Annotated in this window: 23 protein-coding genes and 2 pseudogenes; 22 read left to right on the top strand and 3 right to left on the bottom strand. The window is 44.6% G+C overall.

The window, feature by feature from the left end; genetic code table 11:
- Positions 1 to 79: 79 nt before the first annotated feature.
- The 20 genes and pseudogenes from fdhF to BXP28_RS05860 all read left to right on the top strand — a co-directional run bounded on the left by fdhF (position 80) and on the right by BXP28_RS05860 (position 15,960).
- Entirely contained in the window at positions 80 to 3,028 is a 2,949-nt protein-coding gene (gene fdhF / locus BXP28_RS05945) for a formate dehydrogenase subunit alpha (RefSeq protein ID WP_023484253.1), read from the top strand.
- 2 nt (positions 3,029 to 3,030) lie between these two features.
- A complete protein-coding gene (locus tag BXP28_RS05940) occupies positions 3,031 to 3,522 on the top strand; it encodes a helical membrane plugin domain-containing protein (RefSeq protein WP_023484252.1) in 492 nt (163 codons plus the stop codon).
- 16 nt (positions 3,523 to 3,538) lie between these two features.
- Positions 3,539 to 4,342: a formate dehydrogenase accessory sulfurtransferase FdhD gene (gene fdhD, locus BXP28_RS05935; RefSeq protein ID WP_023484251.1), complete on the top strand. Its 804-nt coding sequence runs from the start codon at positions 3,539 to 3,541 to the stop codon at positions 4,340 to 4,342.
- 302 nt (positions 4,343 to 4,644) lie between these two features.
- The gene (locus BXP28_RS05930; protein ID WP_024094004.1) at positions 4,645 to 5,598 is read left to right on the top strand and encodes an ABC transporter permease; all 954 of its coding nucleotides are present in this window, start codon (positions 4,645 to 4,647) and stop codon (positions 5,596 to 5,598) included.
- Complete coding sequence (locus BXP28_RS05925) at positions 5,588 to 6,541, top strand: iron chelate uptake ABC transporter family permease subunit (protein WP_024094005.1); 954 nt, start codon at positions 5,588 to 5,590, stop codon at positions 6,539 to 6,541. The genes BXP28_RS05930 and BXP28_RS05925 overlap by 11 nt, the downstream gene beginning before the upstream one ends.
- Complete coding sequence (locus tag BXP28_RS05920; protein WP_023484248.1) at positions 6,535 to 7,293, top strand: iron ABC transporter ATP-binding protein; 759 nt, start codon at positions 6,535 to 6,537, stop codon at positions 7,291 to 7,293. Before BXP28_RS05925 ends, BXP28_RS05920 begins: the two co-directional genes overlap by 7 nt.
- A 126-nt stretch (positions 7,294 to 7,419) precedes the next feature.
- Positions 7,420 to 8,337 carry a siderophore ABC transporter substrate-binding protein gene (locus tag BXP28_RS05915; protein ID WP_023484247.1) on the top strand — a complete coding sequence of 306 codons (918 nt, stop codon included), beginning with the start codon at positions 7,420 to 7,422 and terminating at the stop codon, positions 8,335 to 8,337.
- Between the two features lie 223 nt (positions 8,338 to 8,560).
- The gene (locus tag BXP28_RS05910) at positions 8,561 to 8,818 is read left to right on the top strand and encodes a YqkE family protein (RefSeq protein ID WP_024094007.1); all 258 of its coding nucleotides are present in this window, start codon (positions 8,561 to 8,563) and stop codon (positions 8,816 to 8,818) included.
- A gap of 30 nt (positions 8,819 to 8,848) precedes the next feature.
- Positions 8,849 to 9,988 carry a lactonase family protein gene (locus tag BXP28_RS05905; RefSeq protein ID WP_046655018.1) on the top strand — a complete coding sequence of 380 codons (1,140 nt, stop codon included), beginning with the start codon at positions 8,849 to 8,851 and terminating at the stop codon, positions 9,986 to 9,988.
- A 137-nt stretch (positions 9,989 to 10,125) separates the two neighbouring features.
- Positions 10,126 to 10,242, top strand: a pseudogene (locus BXP28_RS24015) (transposase); the annotation flags it as partial.
- A 26-nt stretch (positions 10,243 to 10,268) separates the two neighbouring features.
- Positions 10,269 to 10,424 (top strand): hypothetical protein, encoded by a 156-nt coding sequence (locus BXP28_RS24010; RefSeq protein WP_162471813.1) that lies wholly within the window; start codon positions 10,269 to 10,271, stop codon positions 10,422 to 10,424.
- A gap of 120 nt (positions 10,425 to 10,544) precedes the next feature.
- A complete protein-coding gene (locus BXP28_RS05895; RefSeq protein WP_023484245.1) occupies positions 10,545 to 10,859 on the top strand; it encodes a metal-sulfur cluster assembly factor in 315 nt (104 codons plus the stop codon).
- 158 nt (positions 10,860 to 11,017) lie between these two features.
- Positions 11,018 to 11,497 (top strand): cysteine dioxygenase, encoded by a 480-nt coding sequence (locus BXP28_RS05890; protein ID WP_023484244.1) that lies wholly within the window; start codon positions 11,018 to 11,020, stop codon positions 11,495 to 11,497.
- 156 nt (positions 11,498 to 11,653) lie between these two features.
- On the top strand, positions 11,654 to 12,415 hold the full coding sequence (gpmA, locus tag BXP28_RS05885) for a 2,3-diphosphoglycerate-dependent phosphoglycerate mutase (RefSeq protein ID WP_023484243.1): 762 nt from the start codon (positions 11,654 to 11,656) through the stop codon (positions 12,413 to 12,415).
- Positions 12,416 to 12,467: 52 nt separating this feature from the next.
- Positions 12,468 to 12,623, top strand: a complete 156-nt coding sequence (locus tag BXP28_RS22505; protein WP_024094011.1) for a hypothetical protein — start codon at positions 12,468 to 12,470, stop codon at positions 12,621 to 12,623.
- A gap of 17 nt (positions 12,624 to 12,640) precedes the next feature.
- Positions 12,641 to 13,306, top strand: a complete 666-nt coding sequence (locus BXP28_RS05880) for a GTP pyrophosphokinase (RefSeq protein WP_023484242.1) — start codon at positions 12,641 to 12,643, stop codon at positions 13,304 to 13,306.
- A 145-nt stretch (positions 13,307 to 13,451) separates the two neighbouring features.
- The gene (locus tag BXP28_RS05875) at positions 13,452 to 13,865 is read left to right on the top strand and encodes a BlaI/MecI/CopY family transcriptional regulator (RefSeq protein WP_023484241.1); all 414 of its coding nucleotides are present in this window, start codon (positions 13,452 to 13,454) and stop codon (positions 13,863 to 13,865) included.
- Positions 13,866 to 13,867: 2 nt separating this feature from the next.
- Positions 13,868 to 14,713, top strand: coding sequence for a M56 family metallopeptidase (locus tag BXP28_RS05870; protein ID WP_023484240.1), 846 nt, complete (start codon positions 13,868 to 13,870; stop codon positions 14,711 to 14,713).
- An 87-nt stretch (positions 14,714 to 14,800) separates the two neighbouring features.
- On the top strand, positions 14,801 to 15,517 hold the full coding sequence (locus tag BXP28_RS05865; RefSeq protein WP_023484239.1) for a DsbA family protein: 717 nt from the start codon (positions 14,801 to 14,803) through the stop codon (positions 15,515 to 15,517).
- Between the two features lie 8 nt (positions 15,518 to 15,525).
- The gene (locus BXP28_RS05860) at positions 15,526 to 15,960 is read left to right on the top strand and encodes a disulfide oxidoreductase (protein ID WP_024094013.1); all 435 of its coding nucleotides are present in this window, start codon (positions 15,526 to 15,528) and stop codon (positions 15,958 to 15,960) included.
- A 42-nt stretch (positions 15,961 to 16,002) separates the two neighbouring features.
- Here BXP28_RS05860 and BXP28_RS05855 read toward each other — a convergent pair whose 3' ends face one another.
- The 3 genes and pseudogenes from BXP28_RS05855 to BXP28_RS05845 form a co-directional block, all read right to left on the bottom strand.
- Complete coding sequence (locus tag BXP28_RS05855) at positions 16,003 to 16,725, bottom strand: SDR family oxidoreductase (RefSeq protein WP_023484237.1); 723 nt, start codon at positions 16,723 to 16,725, stop codon at positions 16,003 to 16,005.
- 104 nt (positions 16,726 to 16,829) lie between these two features.
- Positions 16,830 to 16,952 carry an ATP-binding protein gene (locus BXP28_RS05850; RefSeq protein WP_237087285.1) on the bottom strand — a complete coding sequence of 41 codons (123 nt, stop codon included), beginning with the start codon at positions 16,950 to 16,952 and terminating at the stop codon, positions 16,830 to 16,832.
- 216 nt (positions 16,953 to 17,168) lie between these two features.
- Positions 17,169 to 17,564 (bottom strand): annotated as a pseudogene (locus tag BXP28_RS05845) (winged helix-turn-helix domain-containing protein); the annotation flags it as partial.
- Between the two features lie 181 nt (positions 17,565 to 17,745).
- Here BXP28_RS05845 and BXP28_RS25535 point away from each other — a divergent pair.
- Together BXP28_RS25535 and BXP28_RS25530 are read left to right on the top strand one after the other, a co-directional pair.
- A complete protein-coding gene (locus tag BXP28_RS25535) occupies positions 17,746 to 17,931 on the top strand; it encodes an ABC transporter permease (protein ID WP_024094014.1) in 186 nt (61 codons plus the stop codon).
- 51 nt (positions 17,932 to 17,982) lie between these two features.
- A complete protein-coding gene (locus BXP28_RS25530; protein ID WP_023484234.1) occupies positions 17,983 to 18,315 on the top strand; it encodes an ABC transporter permease in 333 nt (110 codons plus the stop codon).
- Positions 18,316 to 18,331 lie beyond the last annotated feature (16 nt).

The raw sequence follows: 18,331 nt of genomic DNA, 5'->3' as shown, positions 1-18,331 counted from the left end.
TGCGCGATTTGTTTTGTGGTGGTTCTTTTTCCTGTTTAACGGGTAAGTATTTAAAAAGGCATCTGGAGGTTGAATAGACATGGAAACGGTAAAATTTCAATTGAATGGCGAAGAGCATGAAACAGCTGAAGGAACCCGGATTCTGGATTTTCTTCTGGAATTGGGTAAGGATCACCCTCACATTTGTTACTCTCCCATAACGGGACCGATTCAAAGCTGTGATACCTGTATGTGCGAAGCTGACGGGAAGCTAGTCCGTGCCTGCTCTACGACTTTGAAGCCCGGTATGAGAATTCGGACGTCTTCGGAAAAAGCCCAAATTGCCCAAAAAGAGGCCATGGACCGAATTCTGGAAAATCATATGCTTTACTGCACGGTCTGTGATAATAACAATGGAAATTGCAAAGTACATAATACTACGGAAATGCTGGGGATTGAACATCAGTCCCGGCCGTTTCGTCCAAAAGGATATAAGAAGGATATGTCGAATCCGTTCTACCGGTACGATCCGGACCAGTGTATTCTCTGTGGACGCTGCGTTGAAGCGTGTCAGGATCTTCAGGTGAATGAAACACTGAGCATTGATTGGGAACGGGAAATTCCCCGAGTGATTTGGGACGACGACAAAGCCATAAACGAATCCTCCTGTGTTTCATGCGGTCACTGTGTGACGGTGTGTCCTTGCAATGCGCTCATGGAAAAAACCATGCTGGGTGAGGCCGGTTTTCTGACCGGTATGAGCGAGGGTTTGATGAATCCCATGATCGATTTGGTCAAAGCGGTGGAACCGGGTTACAGCGGTATTTTTGCTGTTTCGGAGATGGAAGCTGCCTTGCGGGAGACCCGGACGAAAAAAACGAAGACCGTATGTACGTTTTGCGGTGTAGGATGCAGCTTTGAAGTATGGACAAAAGACCGCGTTATCCTCAAGATCGAACCTAACGAGCAGGCCCCTGTCAACTCCATTTCCACCTGTGTCAAAGGTAAGTTCGGTTGGGATTTTGTGAATAGTGACCAGCGCTTAACTGCCCCACTGATCCGCCGGGGGGACCAATTCGCACCTGCCGGTTGGGATGAAGCTATTGATTACATTGCCGAAAGGCTAGGCAGGATCAAAGAAGAATATGGGGGAAATGCCCTGTCTTTTGTGGCTTCCTCGAAGACTACTAACGAAGATACATATTTAATGCAAAAACTGGCCCGGCAAGTGTTCGAAACCAATAATGTGGACAATTGTTCCCGCTATTGCCAGTCCCCGGCTTCTGACGGACTGCAAAATACAGTAGGATACGGCGGAGATTCCGCAACCATCCGGGATATCGAACAAGCAGGGCTTGTGATCATTGTGGGCGCTAATTCCGCGGAAGCGCATCCCGTGCTGGCAACCCGGGTCAAACGGGCTCATAAACTGCGTGGACAGAAACTGATTGTCGCCGATTTGCGCAAACACGAGATGGCAGAGCGCGCTGACTTATTCATACGTCCTAAACAGGGGACTGATTTTGTATGGCTTACGGCTTTGGCCAAATATATACTGGATCAGGGCTGGCATGATGAGGCATTCTTACGGGAAAGAGTAAACAACCGGGAAGAATACGAACAAATGATTGAGAAATACACGATCAGCTATGCGGAAAAGATTACGGGAATTCCCGGGGAACAGCTGATTCAAACTGCCAAAATGATATGCGAGGCGAGCGGGACCTGCATTTTATGGGGAATGGGGGTTACGCAAAATGTAGGCGGCTCCCATACTTCTGCAGCCATATCTAATCTGCTTCTGGTAACAGGCAATTATGGCCGCACCGGCACAGGAGCCTATCCGCTGCGGGGACACAATAACGTGCAGGGAGCTTGTGACATGGGGGCTTTACCGCAGTGGCTCCCGGGCTATCAGAAACTTGCCGACGACGAAGTGAGACAAAAATTTGAAAAAGCATACGGAGTCCGCATTTCTCCCGAACCGGGGCTTACTAACGTAGGTATGGTTGAAGCTATCCATGAAGGCCGGTTAAAAGGAATGTATCTGATGGGCGAAGATATGGTTTGGGTGGATTCAAATTCGAATAATGTCCAAGAAGCACTCGTCAAACTTGATTTCTTCGTGGTTCAGGATGTTTTCTTAACGAAAACCGCCCAATTTGCAGATGTAGTGCTCCCGGCTTGTCCGTCACTTGAAAAAGACGGTACTTTTACCAATACGGAACGGCGCATTCAGAGGCTGTATAGAGCTTTGGAGCCACTGGGCGATTCGAAGCCGGACTGGTGGATCATACAGCAGCTTGCCAACCGGATGGGGGCAAATTGGGCATATAAGCATCCGGGTGATGTAATGGATGAAATCGCCAGTCTCGTCCCTACTTTCGCCGGAGTTCGCTATTCCAGGCTGGAGCACTGGAACAGTCAGCACTGGCCGGTGCGGGAAGATGGTACGGATGAGCCTCTTCTTTATACACAACGGTTTAACTTCCCTGACGGGAAAGCCCGTTTGTCAACAGCCGAGTACATTCCACCTGTCGGATATCCGTCTGATTTTGATTTAATCGTCAACAACGGCCGTCTGCTTGAGCATTTCCACGAAACCAATTTGACGGGAAAATCCAAAGGGATCAACTATAAACTTCCGAGCGTGTTTGTGGAAATATCATCCGAACTGGCGGGAAAAAGAGGACTTGAAGACGGTTCGCTTGTCAGGCTGGTTTCTCCGTACGGGTCTATCAAATTGCATGTTCTGGTCACGGATCGTGTAGAAGGCAATCATATTTATGTTCCAATGCATTCCCATAGCCACGAAAATGCAATCAATATCCTTTCAGGAAATGCGGTTGATATGAAGACCAGTACGCCGGCGTACAAACAAACACGTGCAAGAATGGAGATCATTCAAAAAGAAGGGATCAGTCCGCTTCCCAGGCACAATCATCGTTTTGCCAGACGCCGCCCGCAGACCGGAGTTCAGGTTGAACGAAAATGGGAGCGTCAAGATTATGAACCGATTGCGGATGTTAATGTGAATGGAGGACAATAATCATGGCAAAATCAATTACAACAATTACAGAGCCGGTTCTTTCCGAAAAGGAAGCAAACGAAAAGGCTTGGGCGGAGGTCCTGGAAGAACTTTCCCGGAATTCCGAGGGGCTTCGTTCCTATATCCGTCTGCTGCAGGAGCTTCATGAAAGCGGAATTATGGATACCATGAAAGCGGCTCTTCAATCTAAGGAAGAATTGGCCAAAGTTATTGTGAAAGAAATGAATAAGCCGAACAATACGAACACGATTAATAATTTGATGGCTATGGCCGGTACTCTTTCCATGTTGGATTCAGACGTTGTCAAGAAAATGGCAAGCAGCGTATCAACAGGGTTTCATAAAGCCCGGGAAGAAAATCAAACAGAGGAAAAAATCGGACTCTTTGATCTGATGAAAGCATTAAAAGACCCTGACATTAATCGTGCAGTCCGTTTTGGTCTGAATTTCCTCAAGGGAATGGGCCAAAGTTTGGGTGAAAAAGGTGAAAAGTGAACCAGACTGGAGCCATGTGGGACTGCCTGTACAAATAACCCGCAGAATTCTCCGTGTACAGGGGAATGAGGCAGAAAAGACAGAGGATCAGATTGTGACAGAGTATCCCTTAACTCTTGTCTTGAATGACCGTGAATTTGCTACTCTTGTTTGTACACCTGAACATCTGGAGGAACTGGTTGCAGGGTTTTTATGTTCGGAAGGCGCCATCTCCGGATTTGAAGATATCGACGATCTGGCAATTGATGAAAATACGGGGTTTGCCTATATTAAAGCCGCACAGACCCGCCCGTTTTATGAGCAGTTTCATTCGAAACGCGTGATTTCTTCCTGCTGCGGGAAGAGCAGACAAAGCTTTTATTTCCACAATGACCGGCATACAGTGAAAAAGATTCCTGAATCTGGCCTGTCTATAAGAGTAGAAGAATGCTTTAGGTTGATGGAGCAGATGCAGGAGGCAGCCCGGACCTTCCGGCTAACAGGGGGGGTACATAATGCGGCTTTATGTGACAGGAAGGGCGTTCTTCTCTTCCGCATGGATATCGGAAGGCATAATGCCCTGGACAAAATCTATGGACATTGCCTGATGCATCAAATTCCGCTTCACGACAAAATCATGGTATTCAGCGGCCGCCTTTCTTCGGAAGTGCTGCTCAAAACAGCAAGGATCGGGTGCGGGATAGTCTTGTCCAAGTCCGCTCCGACACAGCTTGCCCTTGATCTGGCGGAAGAACTGAATATCACTACTGTCGGTTTTCTCCGGCATCATACGTTCAATATTTATACGGGACTTAAGCGAATCGAGCTGGGGCATATATAATAAAGAAAAGAATTTCAAAAAGATAGAAGCTGTCCAAAAAGTAGATTACTACTTAATGGAACAGCTTCTTTTTATAACCAGCACTTTTTTCAAATGGTGTATTGACGGATCGGGAAGGAGCATGTATATTAAAATGTGTTGATAATGATTCTCAGTATCAACCTAGATCATACATACTGAGCCTAAAAGATAAGATAATTTCCTTGAATGTCTTATCTTTATCGTAAAAGTACCATTTTTATTTTTTTGGTACTGCTTCAGGGGAGCGTGTCTAAAGGTATGGTCTGCACGGGGGTGGATTTATGAAACTACGATACCTTTTCATAGCGCTTGTTATCTTATCTTTCGCCTCCGTTTTCATCGGGGTAAAAGAAGTTTCCCCGATGGATATGCTTCATCTGGGGGAAGAACAGGTCCAGGTTATTCTTATTAGCCGGATTCCCCGTCTGGTCAGTATTATCATCGCGGGAGTCAGTATGAGCATTAGCGGTCTTATCATGCAGCAGATCAGCCGCAACAAATTTGTCTCGCCGACTACGGCCGGAACGATGGACTTCGCCAGGCTGGGTATTCTCGTTTCGATTATGCTGTTCACCACGGCCAGTCCACTGGTGAAGATGCTTGTAGCTTTCATCTTTGCTTTGCTGGGGACGTTATTGTTCATGAAAATCCTTAAACGGATCAGGTTCAAGGATACGATCTTTATCCCGCTTGTCGGCATCATGTTCGGGAATGTTGTAAGCTCGATCACAACTTTCTTTGCTTACAAATATGACTTGATTCAGAATATCAATGCATGGCTTCAGGGTGATTTCTCAATGATCATTAAAGGGAGGTACGAGCTTTTATATCTTAGTATTCCTATTGTGATCATTGCCTTTCTCTATGCCAACAAGTTTACTGTGGCGGGAATGGGAGAAGATTTCTCCAAAAACTTGGGTGTAAACTATAACCGGGTTGTCAATGTTGGGCTCGTGATCGTAGCACTGGTCTCCGCAGTGGTAATCCTGACTGTAGGTACTATTCCGTTTCTTGGCTTGATTATTCCGAATATCGTTTCGATCTACAGGGGAGATAATCTGAGAAACAGTCTTCCCCACACAGCATTGCTTGGAGCGGTGTTCGTTCTTTTCTGTGACATTCTAGGCCGGATTATCATTTTCCCGTATGAGGTATCTATAAGTGTTACGGTCGGAGTGATCGGAAGCATCATCTTCCTTTACTTACTATTTAGGAGAAACGCTTATGCATCATAGAAGAATGTTAGGGATTCTGGCCGGACTAGCGCTTATTTTAATCGCGGTATTCATGCTGATCAAGGTGAACAGCAATAATTGGGATTATGTGATCCCCAAAAGAAGTTTCAAAATAGCAGCTATTGTTCTTACGGGAAGCGCAATAGCGTATTCTTCTCTGGTGTTTCAGACGATCACTAACAACCGGATTCTGACGCCAAGCATTATGGGGCTGGATTCCCTATACATGCTGATACAGACGTTCGTTGTGTTTGTCTTTGGTTCTTCTCATCTGGCCATGGCAAATAAGAATATGAACTTCCTGATATCGGTAGGGTTAATGATCCTGTTTGCAGCGGTTCTTTTCAAAATTTTGTTTCGAAGAGACGGGAACAATATTTATTTCCTTTTGCTGGTCGGGATTATTTTCGGAGGCTTGTTCCAAAGCTTTTCCTCCTTTATGCAAATGCTGATTGATCCGAATGAATTTCAGATTGTCCAAGACAAAATGTTTGCCAGCTTCAATAATATCAATACTGATATTTTGCTTATTGCCGTAATTGGAATGTTTCTTGTTGCCGCTTATGTTTTCCGGTATACCAAAATGCTGGATGTGCTGTCTCTTGGAAGGGAACATGCCGTGAATCTCGGGATTCCTTACGACAAAATTGTCAAAAGAATGCTGATTATCGTTGCCATTCTGGTTTCCATATCGACGGCTTTAGTTGGCCCGATTACTTTTCTCGGGTTGCTGGTGGTCAATGTGACAAGAGAATTCCTCAAAACGTATCAGCATAAATTCCTGATTCCCGGGTCCGTTCTGATCAGCATCATAGCTTTGGTTGGAGGGCAGCTCATCGTGGAAAGGGTATTTACCTTCAACACTACACTTAGCGTTATTGTCAACTTTGTTGGGGGAATTTACTTTATTTATCTGCTCTTAAAGGAGAATAAGGCATGGTAGAAGTTAGAAACGTATCCAAACAATACGGGAATAAAAAGGTCGTGGATCAGATCTCTCTTGAGGTTCCTAAAGGGAAAATCACATCCTTTATCGGTCCTAACGGGGCCGGGAAAAGCACCTTGCTATCCATGATCAGCCGGCTCATAAACAAAGATTCGGGAGAAATTCTCATAGCAGGCAAAGAAATCAGCGAATGGAAAAGTAATGAACTTGCCAAGACCATGTCCATTCTTAAACAATCCAATCATATTAACATCCGCCTGACGGTCAGGGAATTGGTCAGCTTTGGCAGATTTCCGTATTCTCAAGGGAATTTGACAGGGGAAGATGAGAACTATGTGGATGAAGCTATCCGTTACATGGAATTGGAAGAGTTCCAGAACCGGTACTTGGACCAGTTAAGCGGGGGACAGAGTCAGAGGGCTTTTATAGCGATGGTCATTGCCCAAAACACGGAGTATATTTTTCTGGATGAGCCTTTGAATAATCTGGATATGAAACATTCCGTGCAGATTATGAAGGTGCTGCGGAGACTGGTTGATGAGCTGGGGAAAACCGTCATCATTGTCATTCATGATATCAACTTCGCCTCGTGCTATTCAGATTATATAGTGGCACTAAAGGATGGAAGGGTTATTAAAGAAGGCCCTACAACAGAAATTATGGATCCTCGGACTCTTAAGGAGATCTACGACATGGATATCCGCATCGAGGAAATTGAAGGCAAGCAGATTGGTATTTATTTTACTTAACAGAATCAATTTCATAAAACACTTCGGATGCAAATCCAGGTTATGAAATGAATTCAATAGAATAATTTAAAAATATGATGGGGTGAGTCTTATGAAAAAAAGATTATCATTGTAGTTGCTGTATTGATGCTGGCTATAGTGGTAGCGGCCTGCGGAACAAAAAATACGGATGAGAAAGCAGCCGGGTCTGCTTCTCCCAAAGAAGAGACGACAGTAAAAATCAAGCATAAACTGGGTGAAATAGATGTAAAGAAAAACCCGAAAAAAGTTGTGGTATTCGATTTTGGCGCACTGGATACCCTGGATAAATTGGGCGTGGAAGTAACGGGTGTGCCGCAAAAGAGCATTCCTTCCTACCTGGACAAATATAAGGATTCCAAGTATCAAAACGTTGGGGGATTAAAAGAGCCCGACTTTGAAAAAATTAACGAAATCAAACCGGATTTGATTATTATTTCCGGCAGACAGCAGGATTCTTACAAACAATTTACTGAGATTGCACCTACCATTTACTCCGGTGTTGATACGGACAAATACATGGATTCCTTCAAAGAAAATGTAAAGACTCTGGCTCAAATTTTCGGAAAAGAGTCCGAAGCTGAGAAGGAACTGAAAGCAATCGATGACAGCATTAAACAACTGAATGAGAAAGCGTCGGCATCCGGCAAAAACGGTCTCATTATTCTGGCTAATGACGGAAAAGTCAGTACCTATGGTCCTAAATCCAGATTTGGTATCATCCATGACGTATTTGGCGTAAAAGCCGTTGATGATAAAATTGAAGTATCCACTCACGGACAAAGCGCATCTTTTGAATATATGGCTGAAAAAAATCCCGATTATCTATTTGTCATTGATAGAGGGGCTGTAGTAGGCGGGAAGTCTTCTGCCAAACAAGTAGTTGAGAATGAAATGATCAAAACAACAAAAGCTTATAAGGAAAATCACGTGGTTTATCTGGATCCTAATTACTGGTACCTTTCCGGCGGCGGCCTGATCTCCGTTTCCGAAATGGTGAAAGAAGTAGGAGCTGCGTTCAAGTAAGATGTATGAAGAGGCTGTCCTGAAGCAGGTTCTCTGCTTTAGGATAGCCTCTTCTCTTTTCAAGCGAATTCAGTTTGTCCGTGTTTTAGGATGGAATATTCCGGCTGTAATCCGCCAGAGGCATACCGACACTATTCATCCTAACATTTTTGAACCCGGTCCTTTTTGATTTTTTTTGCTATGAAGACCTGCTATAATGAAATGGAAACTGAGGTGAATGCACATGGCTAAGAAAAAGAAGGTTCATTCGTCTAAACCAGTCCAAACTGAAAAACAAGCCACATTAAAAGATCTGCTTAGCCCGGAGATACAGGAAAAGCTGAAAGCACAGGCCCAGGAAATGAAGGCGGAAGAGGAGCAAAAGAAAGCTGCTCAAAAAAAACAGGCGGAGGAAGCCCGTAAAGCCGAACAAAAGCGTCTGGATAACGATTTTGAATATTTACTCAACAACAGCAAGATCGACTGGAAATCCTTTAAATGAGCGTTGAGTGAAGGAGTGGAGATGAATCCAATGAACAAAAACGGGAAACAATTGTTCGTATTTGTCGGCTCCTATGCCGAACCGAACGAAGCAGGAATAAAGGTTTATGCTTTTCATAAAGAAAACGGTACCTTGACTTTACTGGATGAAGTTTACGGGCTTAAAAACCCGACATTTTTAAATATAGACGCACCAAACCGGAGACTCTACTCTATTGCCGAAACGGTAATAGGGGAAGGAAAAAAGGCCGGAGAGGCAGCCGCTTTTTCTATTGATCCGGAAATGGGGAGACTGACTGAGCTCAATCGTGTTCTGACTACGGATGCCACCACTTGTCATATTCAAAGAGATGAGGCTAACCGATATTTGGTGGTGGCGAGTTACCACGGGGGAAAAGTCGGGCTAGTTTCCCTGTCTGAAGACGGACGCGTCGGAGAACTGCTGGATGTTCAGCAGCACGTGGGGCACGGATCAAATCCCGAACGGCAGGACCGGCCGCATCCGCACTCTTCATTTTTCAGTCCGGATGAGCGTTATTTGTTCGTACCTGATCTGGGGATTGACCGGATCTGTACATATACCATTGATTCGGACCGCCATGTTCTTCAGCTTCATGGGGAGACGAAAACCCATCCAGGCGCCGGGCCCCGTCATATGACGTTTCACCCGAACGGCCGCTATGCTTATGTGATTAATGAGGTAGATTCCACTATCACGGCCTTCCGGTATGCGGCGAATACGGGAGAGCTGCGGGAGATTGCCACCATATCCACAATTCCTGAAGAGTTTGCAGGTGAAAATACTTGCGCAGAAATTGTAACATCCAGGGACGGACGATTTCTATATGGATCAAACCGCGGACATGACAGTATCGCCGTTTATGCTATCAACGAACAAACAGGAGCTTTAACGTTGGTGGAGCACGTCTCGACGGAGGGGGAACATCCCCGGCATTTTGCACTGATACCTGACGGCACACACATGATCGTAGCTAATAGAGATACCAACAACATTGTGACATTCTGCGTGGATCAGGAAACGGGCAAGCTAAAATCAACAGGACATTCCGTAAGCACTTCGAAGCCCGTTTGCATACAGCCTTTTTATCTTTTAGCCGAGAATACTCTCGACTTCAATCGTGTAGATAAATCGGCTTCGGTTAAGGTGTAACATTAGGTACGTTAATTGACCGGCAAATATTGATGTAAATTCCATTATAAACACTTCTGTTAATGTCTAACATATATGTCAAGATAATGAAGAGGTGTTTTTTCTTATGTCAGACTACATTTGATGAAAATGATGCAGGAATTGCAGAAATGGAATCAGATAAAGACCATATCCATTTACTTATTGAATGCAAGCCGCAACACTATATACCTAATATCGTTAAAGCTAACCATGCTATTTCATCCCTGGTTCCAATGCAGCCATCCAGAGATACTTGGTCTTGGCTCTTTCTGTATTGGTCATGTATGTACTGGTGCAGCTGGAAGAGCAAACGGAAAAAGAGGAGGCTGCAGAAACGGTGACACAGGAGGAAACGGCTACTTCATACAAGACGGTAAGTATAAAGAAAAAGCGGCCCGTAAGCCGCTTTTTCTGAAATTTTTACCCGCTAATTTCGCAAATAGTGATTCGGATCACAAGTCATAGGGTCTAATAAGGGTAACATAGTAATGAGAATCATTCTCAATTTATGTTGGTTTAACAAAGGAGGAACATCATGGAAGACTCCAGAACAGCACTGCTGATGGAGAAATTGGAAGAAGTAGTAGACCCTGATTTGCAAATAGATATCGTCAACCTTGGACTTATTTACAGTATAGACTTTCCGGATGAGGATTACTGCCATATCCGGATGACCATGACGTCTATGGGGTGTCCGCACACGGGGACAATTGTTGCTGAAGTGAAATATTTGGCTGAACAGACTTTTCCGGAATTAAATGAAGTGCAGGTGGAATTGGTCTGGAGTCCGCCATGGACTAAGGACAGGCTTAGCAGCCTGGCCCGGTATGCACTAGGCGTTCATATGTAACTTTGCTGACCGAAGGGGCTATCCAAACCAAATTCCGTGAGAGGGATAAGCGGGGAGTGCCCTTTTTCTAATTACTTATTGGACCGGAGGCGAATAAAATAATTTATAAGAAAAATTTATTAAATGATTAAATAAAACTAATGAATGGGAGAGTATGCATGAACCGCATTGAAATGATTAAACAAGCGTTGTGCGATCTGACATCCACAGATGTAGCTTCACCTAAACAGTTACAGGCCATCATGCAAGGAATGGATTTATCGCTCGGCGGGTTTGAGCCTTATGTTGAAGAGCCCGACTGTTTACCTTACGGAAGAACCACATTGTACCAGAGTAAAGCAGTTGAAGCCGTTTTGATCCATTTGCCGTCAGGTACAGAGACACTCATTCACGATCACGGCTCGTCCGTAGGCTGTTCATTGCTGCTCGAAGGAAGACTGATGAATCGCTTTTTCCGTCTGCAAGACGATGGCTTCCCTTACTTGGCTGGTGAAACCGACATCCCGCAAGAGAGCTATTATTTTGCCCCTGAGAAACAGATTCATCAGCTTCGCAATGCCGGTCCGTCCCGTGTAGTGGCTTTTCATATTTATGCTCCGGCGCCTGAAGGTGTAAAATCGTACTCCCTACCAGAATAGTTTCAAGGCCGGCCTTCTATCATTCCGGGTAAGCAGTTTGACGCCTTGAGGCAGTAGTGATATTTTTGTAATAAGGAAAGAAATTTTACTTAAGGAAATTATAGCATTTGTTCTTTTTTTCATGAACATGATGATAGGCATGCGGGAGGGATAACTATGTATAAACTGGTACTTTTAAGGCATGGAGAAAGTGAATGGAATGAGCAAAACCGTTTTACAGGCTGGACGGATGTGGATTTGACGACAAAAGGGGAACAAGAAGCGATAGAAGCCGGCGTTATTTTACAGGAACAGGGATATGTATTTGACAGAGCCTATACTTCTGTATTGAAACGGGCCATTAAAACGCTGTACCATGTTTTGGACGAAATGAATCTGTTATGGATTCCCGTGCATAAATCGTGGAAATTGAATGAAAGGCATTATGGGGCGCTTCAGGGACTGAACAAGGCGGAAACGGCAGCCCGGTATGGGGAAAAGCAGGTTCACCTGTGGAGAAGAAGCTACGATATTTTACCGCCAGAGCTGAGTAGAGAAGACCACCGATACGCGCGCTTCGACCCCAGATACAAAGATGTAGAGGCAGAGGAACTGCCCCTGGCCGAGAGTCTAAAAGAAACGGTAGAGCGGGTTGTTCCATTCTACGAAAAAGAGATTGTGTCCCGTATTCAGTGTGGAGAAAAAATATTGATTGCAGCACACGGAAACAGCTTGCGGGCATTGGTGAAACATCTTGACAACATGGGGGATGAGGAAGTGCTGAAGCTGAATATTCCAACCGGAATTCCGCTGGTGTATGAATTTGATGACAAATTGAATCCCATCAGGCATTATTATCTGGGCAATCCAAATAAAATTCAAAGCCGCATTGAAGCAGTTGAGGATCAGGGGAAGAAAAAAACAGTCTCACAATCATAAACAAGAGAACATATATCATTTTCTTGTGCCGCCTTAAGGGGGCGGTTTTTGTATGGATAACTGTACATTTTCAAAAGTATTTCTAAATCAAAACGGACCAGTCCTTCAACGTACCGGGCATAAGGCAACACGTTTATTTATCCTGACCGGAACGGCGGATTTGAATTTCTTAGCTGATCGTGCTACGGTTGATGAAGCGAGACTATAACATAAAGGAAAATAGCTATGATACAAAATGTGAAACTGCCGTTGAATGGAACAGAACTAATCGAAGCTTTAGTTAATGATTGGGGTGGATTTTTACGGGAGTACCGAATGGCGCTTAATGAGTTGACCAGCGATTTTCAAATCGTCGATCTGGAATGGAAGACCAAATACGGTTATTCTCCCATTGAACATCTTAAAAGCAGGATGAAGACCCCTGTTTCACTTATTAAAAAAATGCAAAAACGGGGCCTGTCCTTTGACCGGGAAAGCATACGGGCAAACATTCATGATATCGTCGGCATTCGCATCGTAACCAGCTTTATTGAAGACGTTTATATGTTAAAGGAACATATTGAACAAAGAGAAGATATACGCGTAATCAGGGTGAAAGACTATATCAAGGAACCGAAGCCGAGCGGGTATAAAAGCCTTCATTTAGTAGTGGAGACACAAATTATTTTATCAAGCGGAGTCATTTGGGTGCCGGCTGAAATCCAGATCCGGACATCCGCCATGGATTTCTGGGCTTCTACAGAGCATAAGCTGAATTATAAATACCAGGGGGAAAATGTGCCTGATACAGATCAGAAACAGTTATATAATCTGGCCAAAGCGGCTTCCCTGCTTGATCAGGAAATGTCTGTACTCCGGAACCGCTTGTTGGAACGGGAAACCCTATCATAATTCTATGTGGGCAATTTCCGGGTGAAGCGGATTTCTAGACAAGCTCAACCAGCAGCAGCGCTGCTGGTTTTTTGTATAAGAAAAAAGGTCTAGGATTGACTTTTATGCCCAGTCACACTACACTCTATAGTGAGGTGGACGAGCAGTGAAAATCCAGCATTTTAAGTACAGGGAATCAGGGTTAAACCGTTTTTTTGGCTCTCTCGAAGCTCAGATCATGGATATCCTTTGGGAAAATCAGTCTATGACGATAAAAGATACCCAGCAGAGACTGCAGCAAGTTAAACCTGTTAACTTCAATACTGTCATGACTGTAATGAACCGTTTGGTAGAGAAGGGAGTCCTGGAAAAACAGCAAACGGACAGGTCTTACAGGTACCGTCCTATTTTGACGAGAGAAGCCTTTATGGAGACCCAATCCAAAGAGCTCACTCATGAGATGTTTGAAGAGTTTGGCCAACTGGCAGTCAGTCATATGCTGGATGCCATTGAGGATGCAGATCCCGAGCTACTCCGCAAGCTTGAACAAAAAGTCAAAGAGCTTAAGAAGGGTATGTAGTTATGTGGGAAAAACGGTCAAGAAGAATTTTTATCTTCTGTTCGGTGATCGCTTCCGTATTGATTCTCCAAATGGCAGTTTATTTGCACCATCTGTTTTGGGGAGGTACAGCCGTACATAATTTGTTTCATGTTTGTCATTTGGCTATCCAGTCGATCGGCTTAGCCTGGATGGATGTCGTGCTGAATGCCCTGCTTATCCAAACCGTCTTTTTATTGTTTTGGTTCCTGGGCAGGCACTTATTTGCATCCGCTGTTTTCTCACACAGATTACGCCTTTACAAAGACAAACGGTTAAGTGAAGAGTTGAACCGGTTATTCGCTGGAGGAAGGCCGGTCTTTGTGGTAATCCATAGTCCCGGACCCATTGCTATGTCGGCAGGGATAATTCGGAGAAGGATAGTTCTTTCTACGGGATTACTGGAGATGCTGGATCATGATGAGCGGGATGCAGTGATTCAGCATGAACTTTGCCATCACCATAACAGGGACCCGCTTAAGATGTTTGTGCTTGGACTGTTTGCGGGGATTATGTGGTATTTACCCGTGCTTAAGGTTGGTTACAACCAGTACAAGGTAGTACGGGAGGTAATTGCGGACAAGTATGCAATTGGAAAGACAGGGGCAACCGCCGGGTTGGAAAGTGCCCTTTTGAAACTGCTGCAAGCACGGGCGGTACTTACGGCATCCTGCTCTCATGTTTCTTTTGCCGATAATGCCATCAATTTTCGTATCCGCCAACTCATCGAACCGCAAGCGGTTCTGCCTCCAGATATTCCGGTTTTTCCGATGATCCTTTCCGGACAAGTTCTGGCAGTTTTGTGCGTCATGTTTGGAATTGTACTCTAACCGATTATCATAATCCAACTCGGATGGAAATCTAAGTTATGAATGGATTCAACCGCTGCTATTTTTATTTAAGAGAGAGGGAATAATTTGAGCAAATCGACGAATAAATCCAAATTGAAGGAACAGAAAAAGCAGGAGAAAATCAGACAGCAGACCAGGCAGGCCCGTATGAGAAAAGTGATGTGGCTTACGGCTTTTGCACTTATCGTGATCGTCTTTATCGCTGCTTTAGCCTGGCCTAAATCTACAAAGGAAGCTTCGTTCAACTACGAGAATCTTCCGGTACTTGGAGACCCGAATGCTCCGGTGAAAATTGTTGAATTCGGGGATTTTAAATGTCCGGCTTGCATGTACTTTAATCAGGATGTCAAACCCAAGATCCAGAAGGATTTTATAGATCAGGGCAAAGTGGCTTTTTACTTCATCAATTATACGATTATTGGACCGGATTCGGAAACGGCAGCTATCGCCGCACAGTCCGTATTCCATCAGAATAAGGATGAATATTGGAAGTATTTCGAATCGATCTATAAGAATCAGCAGGACGAGAACAAAACGTGGGCCACACCTGAATTTCTGGTCGAGCTGGCCAAGAAGGAAGGTATCCAAGTCGATTACGACAAATTAAAGCAGGATATTGAAAACAAAACATATGTAAATGAAGTGAAGGAACAATACAACGTAGCGCAGAATAATAAAGTAAACAGCACTCCTACGATATTTATCAACGGAAAACAATCCAAAGATCTCTTTAAGTATGAAGTAGTCAAAAAAGAAATTGAAGATGCCCTTCAAGGAAAATAAGGAGGACTATGACATTTATAACGTTTTGCCGTAGATATTGCCTTTATCTGTCCTGGGTTGTCTCGCTTGTGGCGGTAAGCGGAAGCTTGTTTCTAAGTGAAGTGATCGGTTATGAACCTTGCAGGCTTTGCTGGTTCCAACGGATTTTTATGTATCCGCTCGTCTTCCTTCTGGGGATAGCCTGCTACAAAAACGACAGGACAATCATACCGTATATCCTTCCTTTAAGCGTGGTCGGAGGAAGTATATCCCTCTATCATTATATGGAACAAAAGGTGCCCGGAATGGCCAAAATCCTGCCTTGCAGTGCCGGTGTTCCTTGTAATGAAGACTATTTGAACTGGCTCGGGTTTATTACCATTCCTTTTATGGCTCTAATTGCGTTTATTTTGATTACTTGCCTGCTGTGGATAGGTAAAAAAAAGCCGGAAGATGAGAGTTAATATAAAAATCAGCCCGCTTCCGTAAAGCGGGCTGATTTTTAATTAAAGGGATGATAGCGGATAACCTCCGTCTACGGCGAGTACCGTTCCCGTAATATAAGGGTTCGTCATCAGAAAAACAAACGCATCCGCAATTTCATTGGCATGTCCGATCCTGGGAACGGGAAGGGCCTCAGACACAGAGCGGAAATATTCCTCTTTCCGGTCATTCGGCATCGATCCGTAAAGCGGGGTATCAATGATCCCGGGTGATACCACATTAACCCTGATGGGGGCAAGTTCCAAGGCAAGAGCGCGGGCAAGAGCTTCCAAACCACCATTGATCGTGGACAAAATGGAGGTACCTATGGAAGGCTTTCGGGACAGAACGCCTGTACAGAAAGTGATAGAACCATCCTGGTTTAAATAAGGCGCTCCATATCTGGCTGAAAAATATTGGCCCCAATATTTCACATCGAATGTTCTTTTGGCATCCGCAGGTTCAAGCTCCAGAAAATTTCCGGTAGGTCCTCCGGCTGCTGTCGAGATCAAATGGTCAAAAGGGCCGATCTGATCAAAAAAAGCTTTGACCTTATGTTCGTGTGCTACATCCAATTCTAAGGCTTCAACACTTCCTTGGATGGTTTTCTTGGCTTCTTCCAGCTTTTCTTTGGAACGGCTTGCAATGACCACACTGGCCCCTTCTTTCGCAGCTGTTTGTGCAGTAGCCAGTCCCATTCCGGAGCTTCCTCCAAGTACAATAACTTTCTTACCTTGTAACTTCATGGGATTCTCTCCTTAAGAGTGATTTCATCTTCTATCAAAAGAATATCACTTGAGCTTTCTTGTAATCAACTCAAACGATGCAGAGAATGTTCAGAAAGGGAACATCATGCTTTTTCGCCGCCTAGCGGAAACCATACCATAAAAATACTGCCGTGACCCAATTTGCTATGGACAGTTATCTGTCCTCCGTGATGTTCAACAATGGACTTGACAATGCTAAGACCCAAACCTGCTCCCCCGTGAATGCGGGACCGTGATGTGAGGCATCCGCTACAAATCGGCGCATTTGTTCTTTAGCCTCTCTCTCCGCCTGAAAGGAATGCTCTAGGCGCTCAAGCATGTCGTTGAACGAACGGGAAAGGCGGTCAATTTCCTACTGGCCTGCATTTTCAAAGAGGAAGGGTGCAAAGCGTGTTTAATCATGCAGCACTTCCATCGCCTTTTCATTTCACATCAATCCGATAACCGGTACCGCGTATTGTCCGGATAACCCTGTGTTTACAGTCTCCAAGTTTTTCCTTCAAGGACCTTATGTAAACTTCCACAATATTTTCATCACCTACAAAGTCATATCCCCAGACTTTATCCAATATCAAGGCTTTACTCAGCACAATTCCATGATTGATCAGAAGAAAGGAAAGCAGTTGATACTCGGTTGGGGAAAGCTCCAGCACTGCTTCCTCATACGTAATTTCTTTGCGGAGATCATTGATACGGAACGGCCCCATAGATATCTCTTCCAGGAAATGAGGAAACTGATTGCGGATTCTCGCCTGGATTCTGGCCAGAAGCTCTTGGAAACTGAATGGCTTGATCATATAATCATCCGCACCTTCAGTCTAAGGTTATGGAGCTTATCCTCCAATTAAATGCGGCTGGCAATACCATAGTACTGATTACCCACGATCCGCAGATTGCCGGCTTTGCCAAAAGGGTAATTTCCATAAGCGACGGGAAGATTGCGGACGACTGTCGAAATACGGAAAGGCACTCCGCTCCCGGCAAGGGGGAGATACACTTATGAGAAGCCTGGAAGTTATAGCAATGGCGTTTCGGACGATACTCAGAAAGCCGCTTCGAACCTTGCTTACAATGCTGGGGGTCATTATCAGGGTCTGTTCCGTTGTCACGCTTGTCTCAATTGGAAGGGGGACAAGCGACCAGATTGAAAAACAGTATGAGAGCATGGGACCAACTTGCTGGTAGCCAACCTTATGGGAAACGGAAGGGCTTACACAACTAAATTACAACGAACTGATGGAGCTTGAGCTTCTCCCTGAGTTCCAGTCCATTTCGCCAACGGTTACGAAATCCGATTCGCATGTAAAAGTGGAGGGAACGGATAAAACATATACTGTTATCGGGACAAATGACCGTTATAAAGACATGATGAAAATCGAGTTGGACAAAGGAAGGTTTCTTGCTCCTGCCGATGTGGAATACCGGAATCAGGTGGCAGCGATTGGAAGTAATGTGGCCAGAACTTATTTTGGAAACCGTAATCCGGTTGGACAACCGAAACAAAAAGCCAGCTCTGTATCTTTAAAGGCTGGCTTCTTATGTTCTGCCTTGCAGATGCGGAATTTCTGAAGCGGGCAAGCCATTT

The organism is Paenibacillus larvae subsp. larvae (assembly GCF_002003265.1).
Taxonomy (GTDB): Bacteria; Bacillota; Bacilli; order Paenibacillales; family NBRC-103111; genus Paenibacillus_H; species Paenibacillus_H larvae.
This window is presented reverse-complemented; position numbering and strand designations above follow the sequence as displayed.